The organism is Pilosibacter fragilis, assembly GCF_032490495.1.
GTDB lineage: Bacteria > Bacillota > Clostridia > Lachnospirales > Lachnospiraceae > Pilosibacter > Pilosibacter fragilis.
The window spans coordinates 140662-154805 of record NZ_JAVYJB010000001.1; the positions used below are offsets into that span (position 1 = coordinate 140662).

Sequence of the window (14144 nt, forward strand, 5' to 3'; positions counted from 1 at the left end):
ATTATGGAATTTTTTCCCCGTCTTTCGGTATGAATAGGTCATCGATGCACGACATTTTTCGGCTAACCGCAATACGCGGTTGAAAATCGGCCACATGGAATAAAAAACGGCCACAGATATTTCTGCGACCGTTGTATGAAAACATCATCATTTTTTTGTCAAGTTCTTTTGTCAGACACTGTTTCTTTGTCTGTAATGTGGACAACTCTTGCAGATATCCTTGTTGTGTTTCTTATACAGACACTTCATTTCTCCGTTGTAAATGCAGCGGTTCCGTACTTTCCTTGTGATCAGGAAAGCAATAAATGCTGCTGCCAGGATCACCGGAATGGATGTAATGACCGGATGTTCCTCAAACGCTGCAGCTGCTGCCTGGTACGCTGCCGTAATGAAACCGACAACCGCATCTTTGACCCGTTCAAACAGACTTTTTGACTGGGCCGTGCCATCCCCCTTTTCATAGGAAACCGTCACGGACATCGTATAGATAGTCTGTTCCTCGTCCGGGATTTTTTCTTCATATAAGCAACTCCATGTTTTTCCGGAAATGGATGGGAGCGTCACAGTGCCACTATAAACTGCATCAATGTCCCTGACCAGTTTGCTTCCATACGCAGTTGCGGTACTGGTATCGCTTTCTCCTTCAACCGGTTGCAGGTCGATGGAGCTGATCCGGTATGCAGACGGATCCAGATGCAGGATGGCAAGAAGATCGTCCTTATAGTCCATCAGATCAGAATCCTTTGGAATTTCTTTTCCGTTTAACACCAGGATATCCGCATCGTAGCCGTGGATCGTGATATCGAACTGGAACGTGTCATCCCAATACTCTTTTTTGACTGTCTGGCTCACAAGATTCAGAGGTGCCTTTACGGTCTGGCCTGTGTCCGTGTCCTGGAATTCGATTTCTTTTTTGTCCTGAATCTGTACACCTGCCTCAACACCTTTATAGGACACTGTGGTTTCCTTGTATTCCGACCGTTCTTTTGTAGTCTGCATATTCAGCGTTTTGGATTGCAACACATAGTTAAGTCCATCTTCTCCGGTCACTTCCTGTTCCGGCATATGTTCCGCTTCGTCCCCGGTAAACACTTCGCTTTCATAGGACATGGTTCTTGGCCGCGTCGCTTCCTTGGAAACAACCAGCGGCGTCTTCCATTCCAGCACATGATAGGTTTCTCCATTGACTTCCACGGTTTCCGGGAGGTGCGCCGCGGCATTCTCGTCCGGATCATAGGTCTGGTAAGTCACTTTTGTACTAAACTGATCCGCGCCAGCTTCCACACCGTCCGTTTTTACTGCTGCGATGCCATCGTTTTCAAGTCTTGTCAAGGCGATATTTTCCAGGGTCTCACCCCCTGATTCTTTCGTTGTTTCTCCGGTTCCGTCCGTTTCCATCACCGGGGCTGGTTCCACCACAGCAGCCCTTTCAGTACCGGTCATGGGAAACGGTTCTGCCATATCTGCCCAGGCGGTTCCAGCCTGGCACCCTGCAATGAGGGTGCCGGCCAGGATGACCGCGCAGGTTCTATTTTTCAGTGTTCTGCGCATGCTTTTCTCCTTTCTTTCTTCTGGACATTGTAAATCCAATCAGGCCAAGTGCCAGCATTGCGGACAAAGTCATGAACGGGAAATAATCACCGGTCTTATCTTTTCCCGCAAACGGGTGCCAGTTGCCGTCACGGTCGAACCAGCCGTTTCCATAACCGTTGGCATCATTGTTGTAGGTTGCATCAATGAAGCCTTTCTTGCCTGGCTCCGGAAGTTTCGGTTTGTCCTTTTTGGTGTTATAGAAGGTGGTTTCACCTTCCACGCCGCTTGCCTTCACGGTAAATGTGATGTATCCATCAGAAATTTCGTATTCATCCGGTACTTTGTTTTCTCTTACTGCATATGCGCCGTACTGTCCCGGTTTGAAGCTGATCAAGCCATATTCATCGGTTGTTCCTTTGTATACAACCTTGCCGGATTCATCCGTGATCTCGAACCGTACGCCCTTAATGCCTTCTCCTGTCTCCGCATCCGCTTTCTTGATCGTTACGGTACGCGGTGTTTCGTAGTTTGCCATGTTTTCCATGCGGTTTGTGGAAGAAGTGATTTCCAGTTCGTAAACGGTTTCATTTGCCTCGTATCCGTCCGGAGCTTTGGTTTCCTTGTAAGTGTATTTTCCGGTCTTCCCGAACGATACAGCAGCGTATCCGCTCTGTCCGGTCTTCACTGTCTTGTAAACCTTTCCGTCCGCATCGTAAATGGTAAATTCCGCGCCCTCCAGGGCTTTTAAGGTCATTCCGTCATATTTATGGAAGGTAACGGTCGGCGTGGATGATTTTCCGCCGCCACCGCCGCCATGGCTGCCGCCGCCACCCGGTTTCTTATGGTCCACCATGGTTACGGTAAGGATATTGCCAGGCTTTGTGGCCGGCACGGTAAATTCCATATCCGAAGAGATCTGGTATCCGCTCGGCGCCTCAATCTCATGGAAGAGGTAGGTGACGCCAGCTTCCAGTCTTTCCGTAAACTGCAGGGAACCATCCAGACTGAATTCCGGCACGGCAATTTCTCCGTTATCCTTGCGGATGATTGAGAATTTACCACCGCTTAATTCCTTGCCGTTTTCATCCGTCTTCACTACTTTGATTTCTGTCGGTTCATCGACCATACGGATTACCTGTGTTTTCGGCGAATTGGTAACAGTAAAGGTTACAGGGTCTGCCTTATAATATCCGGCCGGTGCAACCTCCTCTTCCAGCGTATAGGTCTTTCCGACATCCAGAACACCTTCCACGTCATGCGGGTTTCCATTGGTCTCCCATGCATCGATCACGTCACCGTTTTCTGCGCGAAGTACCAATTTTGCACCTGTAACAGCGGTTCCATTGCGATCTACCTTCAAGAAGCGCATCTTGGTCGGTGCATCCTTCATATGGATCGCGTTATCCGTAACCGGAATGTCTTTCTGTACGCCTTTGGCAAGTACGGTTCCATCCGGAAGTACAGCATTGCCGTTTCCGTCAATGGTCACGGTTGTCTCGCCGTTTCTCAGGGTGCCGTCCGGTTTTACGGTAATGGATGTGGTATAACCGTTTTCATCATACAGTAAGGTGTTGCCGTTCTTATCCACGTAGTGAGCATCCGATACAGTACCGTCCTTTCCAACAGTAAACTCAATGTCCTCGGAGTAATTGTAACCCTTCGGCGCATTTTCCTCGTGGAAGCGGTATGTTTCCCCAGCAACCAGTTTTTCCTGTAATACATGCGGTACATCCGTGCTTCTCCATGCATCCACTGTAGTCAGTTCGCCGTTTTTGCCCACTTTCTTTAATTCGCAGTAAGCACCAGGCACTTCCTGTCCGGCAAAATTCTCTTTGGTCAGTGTTACTTTGGTTCCTTCATCGTTCATCGGAACTTCCATGCTTTCGCCGTAGTGGCTGACGGTAAATTTCACGTCTTCCGCAGCAGTATAACCATCCGGCGGGGTTACTTCATGCAGCCAGTAAGTATGGTCTGCTTTCAGTACCACATTCCACTCCTTCCAGATGCCTTCCATCTCAAAGGTGTCGATCAGCACTTCGCTCTTATCCTCTGACAGGATCTGGAACTTGCCACCCGTCAGGATATGGTCCGGATCGCCGACACTGTGCTTTAACAGCCAGATGATCGGGTAATCCGGCGTCTCATGTTCCGGCTTATCGCCCTGCACCGGGGTATGTGCATCATCTTCCTTATCCCCGATTCCCGGATACTCCTTGGAATCTCCTGTGGTGCCGTCCGGTTTTTCAGCCTTTACACCGTATGTACGCGCGGTATTCAAGTAACCAAGTCCATCATCCTTTGCTGCGTTGGACAAACGTTCCGCTGCATCTTTGGTAATAACTGCCTGGAAGACAACAACCGCTTCTGCATCCGGTTCGATTCGGATCTTCGCAACTTGGTATCCGACTCCTTCGCCGTATTCCGACAGGTCTTCGCCGCGGATTTCGGAAATCTTCAAATCCTTGAAGTATTTGCTGATCTCCGGTGCATAGGCATCGGTTACATACATGGTTAACGGCATGGTGCCGGTGTTTTTGATGCGGGTCTCATAGCTTACGGTCGTGCCAGGCTTAAATCCGAATTTTCCAGTATCGCCCTTGGCAGGTGCATCCTCTGCTCTTCTCTTATCCATACTGTAGGAAGGGTATTCCTTATCCGGTTTCTGCACCGGAGTATTTGCATCGTCTTTCTTGTCTCCAAGTTCATCCGGATAATCTTTTTTCGTTACAGTTACCTCGGTCTTTTCATCTCCCTTGCCATCGCCGTCATGGTCTTCCCCGCTGTATTCGTAGTATTTACCGATGACGTTGGTGGTGGTTGCGGTATTTAAGTAGCCCAGTCCGTCATCCGGTGCGGAATTGGACAGGTTCTCTTTATCGGTCAGTACAGTGGCTTTATAAGTTACCACTGCATAGGAACCGGCTTTCAGTGTGATATTGGCTTTGGAACCGTTCACGCTATTTAAGGTACCCATGGAGCTGTTTAAACGTCCACTGGTCAGACCATAGAAACGTACTGCGTCAACTTCCGGAGTTGTGAAACGCTCCGGTTCTTCAAAGGCATCATCCACATCCATGGTCAGAGTCGTGGAACCGGTATTCTTAATGGTAACGTCGTAGGTTACGATATCGCCCTTAAAGAAACCGAACTTGTCTGTTCCGGTTTTCTCCGGAGCTTCCGTTACACGCTCTTTTTCCATCTCGTATTTCGGTTCCTTGCCTTCCGGTACGTGATCCGGCGGGTTCTCATCCGGCGGATTGACCACAACGATCGGTCGGTTTTTCATGGTAACGGTCTGACGGTCTCCGTTTTCATTGACGGTGAATTTCACGTCATAGCTGTAGTAGTATCCGTCAATGGTCTCTACCTCATGGAGCGTATATTCTTCGCCTGCGATCAGTTCTCCGCTTACGATGAACTCGCCGCCTGCGTCCGTTGTCCACTCCTTAACGACCTGGTTGTTTCTGTCAATGATCTGCAGCAGGACTCCGGCCAGAGGTTTCTTTGTGACAGCGTCCACCTTGCGGATATCAACATCGGTCGGTTTATCCGTCATGGCCGCTTCCACCTGCTCTCCGTAATGGCCGACGGTGAATTTTACGTCCTCGGCTTTTGAGTAGCCTGCCGGAGGAGTCACTTCATGCAGCCAGTAAGTATGGTCTGCTTTCAGCACCACATCCCATTCCTGCCATGTGCCGTCCATAGTAAAGTTGTCGATTAGGACTTCTGATTTATCCTCGGAAAGTACCTGGAAAGTTCCGCCCGGAAGGATGTGTTCCGGATCATCAACGCTGTCTTTTAACAGCCAGATGATCGGATATACTTTCTTATCCGGCTCCGGTGTATCCGGTTTCTCGTCCGGCTTATCCGGTGTACCAGGTTTATCCGGGTTCTCCGGTGTCTGTACCGGGGTATGCGCGTCATCTTCCTTATCCGGAATCTGCGGATATTCATCTTTGCCACCTTCCGTTCCGTCCGGTTTTTCGGCAATAACATTATAGGTTCTGGCGGTATTCAGATATCCTCTTCCGTCATCCGCTTCTGTCCAGGAAAGGCGCTCCGGTGCTGTATCTGATACAGTTGCCTGATAGGTAATAACCGCTTCCTTACCCGGTTCAATACGGATTCGTGCAGTCCGCGTTCCAATGCCGTGTCCTGCAGCGGAAATATTCTCTCCTTCAATGGCAGTGATCACCGGCGTTGTAAAGTATTTGCTTACGGACGGCGCATAGGCATCCGTTACGAACATCTTTAACGGGAGATCACCGGTGTTTACGATCCGTACCTGGTAGGTAACGGTGTCTCCGCGGTGGAAGCCGAATTTATCGGTCTCTGCCTTTGGTGCTGCAGGGCTGATTCTGGTCTTGTCCATCTGGTAGGATGGATTTTCCGGTGTATTCGGTTTTTGTACCGGAGTGTTCGCATCGTCTTTTTTATCTTCCAGTTCTTTCGGGAAGTCTTCTTTGGTTACGGTTACCTCGGTCTTTTCATCTCCCTTGCCATCGCCGTCATGGTCTTCCCCACTGTATTCGTAGTATTTACCGATGACGTTGGTGGTGGTTGCGGTATTTAAGTAGCCCAGTCCGTCATCCGGGGCGGAATTGGACAGGTTCTCTTCATCCGTCAGCACATATGCTTCGTAGGTTACCACAGCATAGCCGCCGGTGCGGATCGTGATGTTAGCCACGGAACTGTTCATACTGTTGATGCTGCCGCACTCCATATTCTGGCGCACGCTGCCGTTTAAGTAGAATTTCACGGCTTTCACCTGCGGGGTACTGAACAGCTCCGGCTTCTCAAATGTATCATTCACATCCATGGTCAGATCCATGGAACCGGTATTTACAATGGTTACGTCATATTCCACACGGTCTCCCTTAAAGAAGCCAAATTTCTTTGTTCCTTCTTTTGCCGGTGCCGGTGTAGTGCGTTCCTTTTCCATGGTGTAATCCGGGTTCGGTGTTTCCGGTGTCGGCGGCTCTACCTTTGGATATTCATCCGGCGGTGTTACCACCTTGATCTCGCGGTTGCGCATCTGTACTGTCTGCGGTTTTCCGTCGCGGTTGACGGTAAAGGTTACGTCATAGCTGTAATAATAGCCATCCACGGTTTCTTTCTCATGCAGGGTATAGGATTCTCCTGCAACCAGGGTTGCCTTTAAATCAAATGCGCCTGTTTCATCGGTTGTCCATTCGGAAACAACCGCTCCGTTCTTATCAATGACCTGAAGCACGGCGCCTGCCAGACTCTTTCCAGTTGTGGAATCCACTTTGTCAAAATGGATATCGGTCGGTGCATCTTTCATGATGATCACGTTATCCTTGATCTGCATGTCGGATTTTACTCCGCACGCAAGCAGGGTTCCGTTTTCATCCACTGCGTCGCCGTTTTCATTTACAGTGACCGGTTTGCCGTCTTTTTCAAATGTACCGTCTTCCTTCACGATGATATCGGTCTGGTATCCTTCCTTATCATACAGAAGTTTGTTACCATCTTTGTCCACATAATGAGCACTTTCAATGTGACCGTTGCGGTCAATCGTAAACTCGATATCTTGGGAGAATCCGTATCCATCAGGAGCTTTTTCCTCATGGTAGCGGTAAGTCGCTCCTGCAGACAGCTTTTCTCCTATCTCGTGATCTTTTCCTTCTTCGGAAACCCAGCGGTCGATCTGGGTGGTTGTTCCGTCCTTATTGACACGGGAAATCACACAGAGGGCTCCAGGCAGTTCTTTTCCAGCAAAGTCTTCCTTACGTAAGGCGGTATCAAACGGAGCATCTTTCATTTTCAGAATATTGTCAGCAACTTCGATTTCTTTTTTTGCACCTTTTACAAGGATTTCCCCGTTATTTCCAACGATGTTGTCTCCCTGGCGGGTTACCTGTACTTCCCCGTTCCAGTAAGTTTCCATGCCACTCTCATCGGTTCTTACGACGATATCGGAAGGATTACCATCCTCATCATAAACCACGGTCTCGCCGTTTTCATTGACATAGTGGGCATTTTTGACATTTCCGTCACGGTCCAGGGTAAACACGATGTCAAGACAGTAGGTGTATCCATCCGGCGCGCCTTCCTCATGGAATGCGTAGGTCTTTTCCGGTGTCAGCTTTCCCTCAATGGTATACGGTGTTGTACCGGATACCCAGGCGTCGATCAGCTTGCTGCTTCCGTCTTCTTTTAATTCCTTCAGTTCACAGGATGCGCCTGGGATTTCCGCTCCGGCAAAGTCTTCCTTGGAGAAGGAAACAACGGTCGGCTTATCCTGCATGACAACCTTATCAATGGTTCCGTCTTCGGAAACCGTAAAAGTCACATCTTCGGAATATCCGTAGCCGTCCGGAGCCTTTTCCTCATGGAAACGGTAGGTTTTGCCGGCTTCCAGCACACCGGTGAATTTTTTCGGTTCTTTTGCGGATACCCATTCCATTGGGTTTCCGAGTTCATCAATCAGAACATTTCCGTCCTCATCCGTGATGCGGCAGGTTGCCCCTTCCAGTTCTTCGCAGTCTGTCCAATCTGTTTTGGTGAACCATACCTCTGTTTTCTTATTCAGCATGGTCACGTTCTTGACCTGGCATTTTTCGCCGAAGCTGAACTCGTACTGGTTCAGGACCATTGGCTCAGCTTTTGCAAACAGCAGGTTCTCCTTTAATGTGTAGTCCGTATTCTTCTGGAATACAGTACGTTTGCTGGTCTCATTTCTTGTATTGGTAAAAAGTACATTGGTTACGGCATTTTTGGAAGTTTTTCCTTCTGTATTGCGACTTGCAACCGTAAACGGATCATTATCTGCCACGATGCGTGTTACTGTGTACTTCGTATTGTACGGCAGGTCATTGATCAGAAGGAAATCATTGCCGCTTAAGGTTACGGTAAAATCCGTCTCTTTTCCCGCTGCACGGAACACGCCGTCAGAGTAACGCGTGCGATAATCGTATAATCCATCCAGTGCTTCCCCATTTTCTCCAGTCAGAGTCACATGGTATGTAAACTCCGCATTCTCATTTTCCAGATGGGTACCGGAAACAACGTTTGTCAGCACCAGTTTGGAAGTATTCTCAAACAGACCGCTACCCTTATTGACAGCAACCACGTTCAGATAAGAATAGCTTCTTTCTCCGATGAAGATCTTCTGATTGATATAGCCGGATGCATTGTCATCGATTTCAGCAACAATGGTATAGCTTCCATCTTCTTTTTCTGTCGTTGCCTTATAATAGCCGGAGCCGTCCTTTTTTAAGTCATCCGTGCTTAAATAAGTCAGTCCGTCTGCAGGAACCAGAATCACATCCTGGCCTGCGCCGTGATAGGTGATACGGTAACGGATCTGTTTTCCCGGCTGCGCCGCCGCATGGTCTACGCCGTTTGTGCTGGTCAGGCTGCGCACAACCGTCAGTTCATTTGGGTCAGCCTCCAGCGGATTGGCAACGGTATAAGTGCCATTCCCGTCCGGGGCGTAGGTTACAACCGGGTTTCCGTCTGCATCCATGACATCCACGTTCAGCCCGGTCACTGTGTCGTTCAGATCAATCTGCATCCAGTCATGATACAGTTTGGCATTGAATGTTGTGGTGCTTAATCGGTCCGTCGCTCCATTTGTGTATTTTACATACTCGGATGCGCGGTAGCGGTTTCCGTCCATTACATTATCGGAAGAAAGGTTTAAAACGCCGGTCTTTAAGGTACCGAGGTTTTTCTCCGTGCCGTCCGTCAAATCCTCAAGCACGACATAGGTTCCGAGTACTGAATGGGTTGTAAAGGTCACGCTTTCCACAGCGCCTGTATTGTCTGCCGTAAAGTCGATCATGTTCTGTTCTTTCGGATCATACCAGGTCTTGCTAATTCCGGTTCCATCCGCGGAGATCTGGAAGAACATATCATTGGATTTCGTGTAGCCCGCCGGAGCCTCTTCCTCACGCAGGACATAAGTTCCGCCAGCGGTCAGTCCAGTGACTGCATGGGTTTTTTCGTTTTCTTTTACATTCCAGGTCCAGTCTTCTTTTATGGATTTTCCATTGCTCTTCCAGGTTCCGTTTTCCTGTACTGCTTCATAAATGACCAGTTTTGCCCCAGGTACCGCGGTGCCGTCTTTAAAATCAGCCTTTGAAATTGTCAGCTGGGACTCTTCATCCGTTACGGTCAGGATACCGTCCTTGATTGCGGCATCTTTCGCGTTGACCATAATGGCTGCGGAACCGCCGTCCACTTTTTTGGTGTCCATGGTAAATTCATGGATGGTCGGGTCCAACGTGTACCCGGCCGGAGCGCTGACCTCTGTGATCGTAAAGATATATGGGTCGAGTTTTCCATCTGCTGCAAAGCGTGCTGTATCGGTAATGTTTAACGCTGCGTTGCCGTCTGCGTCTGTGGTCATTGTACCCACTTCGATGCCACCAAGGGTTTTATTCTTCACAGAAAAAGTCGCGCCGGCCAGCGGGCTTCCTTCTTTGTTTTTCTTCACAACCTTTACGGCAACCGGGAGCGGTTTATCCACAACGCGGATTCCGGTCAGAGCATCCGCTGTGCTTAAATCCGTCACATGGATTTCCTGTACCGGCGCTGTTTCATAATATGCCGGAGCGGAAACCTCCACGAGATAATAATAGCCGTTCTTTAAGTCCGTTACCGTGTGCGGGCGGTAGTCGCCGATCTGGTCCTTCCGGATCAGTTCCGCTTTATATTCCGCTTCCGTATAAACGCCATCCTTGCCGGTTTCAAAACTTTCCGCCAGGACTGCACCGCCGGGGACATTACCGTCTGCAAAAGCGGTTTCATAATCCGCAATCTCGGTTTCGCTGTAATAAAGGTTCATGGAAGCTCCCGGGATGACTGCGGCATGCTGTGCATCTTCCTCGTTGAGCGCGGAACCATTCTGGGTCCCGGTGTAGTATGTCTGATCTTTCTGTCCGATTTTTGCAACGGACAGCTGTTTCTCTTTATTCTCTAAGGTATATCTCTGAACGGCATCCATGTTTTCAACCGTTACCTGCTTATCGGCGGCGGTCACATAGCCGGATGGAGTTTCGGTCTCGCGGAGGATATAGTTGCCTTCCGGGATGTAATCAAAGCGGTGCATACCGTCAACCGTATCATAGGTCACCATATTGGCATATTTTCCTGTATATCCGTCGGTGTAGTTAAAACCGAAGGAAACGCCGTATGCCTGGCTGCCGGATTCATTTCCGTCATTAAGCGGATAGATACTGATGTGCATTCTGGTGCCGTTGCTGACATTCCATACCTGGTCGGACAGGGTTCTGGAGGCAGCTTCGTCCTTTTCCGCTGACATGGTTTCCTGATAGGTAAAGCTTCCTTCTTCCTGGTTTCTCTTTGCATATGCCTCACGGAATGCCTCCGGCGCATCGTCCGGCGCATTCCCTGACAGGCAGGTGATTCTTGTGCCGTCGGAAATGATCCAGATCTCCTTTTCAGCAGTGGAAGCGCCGGAGCGCACTGCTTCCCTGGTTACTTCCCAGGAAAACTGCGTCATGTCCGTATTTCCATTCTGAACCTGTTCCGTAAAACTTTCCACAAAACTTGTCTTTGCGGATTTGCCGGTGAAGAAATTCGCAATGCGTGTCCACACAGATGTGGATGTTTTCTTTTCCGTGTTGTTGGTATAATCGGAAAGATCATCCGTTTTCCATTCCGCCACGGTATTGCCGTCCTGGTCGATCAGGGACAGGCCTGCTCGGTTGGTATTCGGCATATGACGGTTCTGCATACCATCATAATAGAACTTCTCGATTTCCAGTCTGGTATGCTCATCGGTCATGCCGAAGATCTGCACGCCGCTTTCCCCGGTAATGGTCAGATTCTGCGGTTCCATGGTTACGTAGCCATCTGGGGTTTTAACCTCGGTTACGGTGTAGTTTCCGGCCGGGATGCCCTCTAAGAACAGCGGGGATGAGGTATCGAATTCCAGATACCAGGAACCGTTTTCTTCTTTTTTCGTAATCTCTTTATTGCCGGTTACCTTGACCCAGTCGCTGAAACTTTTCTTTGTTTTGGTATCCGCAGCTTTTAATGCGAGAACCGCACCGTTCACGTGCTTAAAATACCACTGTCCCTTTGTTTCCTTTACGGTTACGGCCGCACCGGCATCGTTCTTTTCCTGCTCGCCGTTTACATACAGATCTTTTTCGTAACCATCCGGGGCATCCACTTTGATGAACTCTGTTTTGACGGTGGTATCGGTCATTTCTGCCGTCTGTACATCCGTGCTTTCATTGACTGTCACGCCGACCGGCAGCCCTTTTGCGTAGCCGTCCGGGGCTTTACGCTCTTCCATGATGTAGGTGCCCTGGTTGACACGCTTTAACATGTCAGCCTGTCCGCCGGATTTGGTATCGGAATATACATCATTTCCGGTTTTCCCGTCAGCACTGATGGTGTTCTTTCCATCCGCAGTGTTTTCCACGGTATCCACTTTCTGGGTGTCAAACGGGTCATTCGGAGTATTTTCTCCAGTTGTCCATACGTTTTCCATCAGATAGGCGTCGCCGAGTCTGCGGTAAAGCAGATTATCCGTGGAATGGATGTCACCGGAACCACTCTTAAACTCACCGGCGTTTGCGTCAAAGGTCACGGTAACGGTCTCCGTTTTTCCGGTTGCTGCGCGGTCGGAATACCACTGGGCATTCTCGGTTTCATCCATGCCGCTTCCATCCGCATTCTGCCAGCGCGCTACTGCTGTTTTTTTCGCGGTCAGGCGGTTCGGTTCAATCAGCCATCCGGCAAACACATGGTTTTCCCTTACCGGGACAGGAACGGTATTCTTTCCGTTTACGATATAGTTTCCATCCATGTCGATGGTTACTTTCACATTCTGTTTGTCCGAATACTGGTAATGGGTACTCTGGTCAAACGGATTATCATCATCCCCGTTGTACAGGGTTTTATGGTCATTGATTTTATAAGCGTTCTCATTTTCGGTATCAAGGGAGTCTTTGTAGGTATACCCGATGTACTCATCACCGTCATAGTCATAGCGGTCTTCGCCCTTGACGTAGGTTTTATCGGATTTCCGGTAGTAGACCGGATGCCCGTAAATATCCAGAACCGGGTTCATGCTCTTCTCAAAAGAAGCGCCATTCAATGTTCCGGTGGTATATTCCTGCGCGGTATCCGCATTTATGGTAGCGATTCTGGTGGTCAGGATCTTCTGGAAGGTGCGGGAACCGGACTGATTGCCCTGGCTCGCACCGGAACCGTCATAAAAGACATTGACCGGCCAGACGAATAACTTGGTATTTTCCGTACTGTCCGTATCGTTGACATCATGGATATTGTCGTGGCCTGCCTGCGGTTCGATCTTTTCCTCAATATACGCAATACCGGTCTGCGGATCTACCATGGCGTCACGGTTGCCGTCCTCGTCCAGGTGGTACATGACGGTGTCTTTGCCGACCCGGATGGTCTTATTCGGCAGGCTGTATCTGATCTCGTTAAAATCGCCGCCGACAAATTCATAGACCGGGCGTGCACTTCCAGCTTCATACGCATAAATGGAAAAATCACGCTCGTCCTTCTGATCAATGTTTACCACGTTTCCGTCTTTGTCAAAACCATACAGCGCATTCGCTTTATTGTATCGTTCCGCGCCGTATACTTCGTCCACTTTGGAAGTATTGGTCAGTCCAATGGATGTGTATTCATCATTGGAAGTCACATGAAGGTTATCCAGGCTGTAAAACAGGATCGGGGTGTCCTCGCGTTCGATGGTTTTTGCGATCCATACGCCGTCGCCGGAGTCATTGATCTCGTCCTGGTAGTTGTAGTTATCGTCCACTACTTTACCGGTACTGTCGATCTCGACCTTGCTTCCATCCTCTTTCTGAAGGACGTACATAGTCTGGTTTCCGGCATGTCCCTTATTCACGTAAACACTGGTGACGTTATTGGAACCGGAGTCGCGGACAACGGTTACGCCGGTGAAACGATCATCTTCCCCATAGTATTCCCCGTCCCTGGTTACTTCCGGATTACGGAAGATCTCCACGGCATCATACAGTGCCATTTCGGCACCGGCAACGTAGCGGTTGGCATCGTCTGCGGTTTCCAATGTCCGTGTTACATAGGCATAGCCTTCGAACACGCCTTGGGCATTATACATGATCTGCATGGTCTCATTGAGCCCCTGTGCCTTCCGGTTCATGAGATATTCCAGGGTACCCTTGAGCCATCCGTAACCCAGATAGGCATTGTTTGAAGAATAAGCCAGCTCGATGTGGTCTGCGCCGTAATCCCGCAGCAGATCTGCGGCCGCACCTTCCACACGACCGGAAATTTTATAGGTGACTGTGTTTTTCTGTGGTGCGTCCGTCTTATCCGGAGCGATGCCTTCATGGCCGCCCACTTCTGTTTTTACCTTAGATACCTGCAGGCGCGCAGGGGTATCATTGATGTATGTTCCCTCCGTGTTGATGGTATCCTGTGGTTTGTTTCCGTTCGGCGTTGTTCCGTCCGGATTGACGGGCCTTTGCGCATCCACGGCATAGGCAGTCATGCTTGGCGCGATGTTACCAAATATCAGAGCTGTGGATAACAAAAGCCCTGTCACTCGTCTGATCCCTGTTTTGAACAACATGATCGTTCCTCCTTTAATT

Annotated in this window: 2 protein-coding genes; both read right to left on the reverse strand. The window is 49.4% G+C overall.

Annotated features, from left to right (window positions below):
• Positions 1-171: 171 nt before the first annotated feature.
• Positions 172-1551: a hypothetical protein gene (locus ABCW45_RS00620; RefSeq protein ID WP_343219981.1), complete on the reverse strand. Its 1380-nt coding sequence runs from the start codon at positions 1549-1551 to the stop codon at positions 172-174.
• Entirely contained in the window at positions 1529-14125 is a 12597-nt protein-coding gene (locus ABCW45_RS00625) for a SpaA isopeptide-forming pilin-related protein (protein WP_343219982.1), read from the reverse strand. Before ABCW45_RS00625 ends, ABCW45_RS00620 begins: the two co-directional genes overlap by 23 nt.
• Positions 14126-14144 lie beyond the last annotated feature (19 nt).

Coding starts and splice junctions, on each gene's coding strand:
- ABCW45_RS00620 (WP_343219981.1), bottom strand. CDS start 1,551: ATGCGCAGAACACTGAAAAATAGAACCTGCGCGGTCATCCTGGCCGGC.
- ABCW45_RS00625 (WP_343219982.1), bottom strand. CDS start 14,125: ATGTTGTTCAAAACAGGGATCAGACGAGTGACAGGGCTTTTGTTATCC.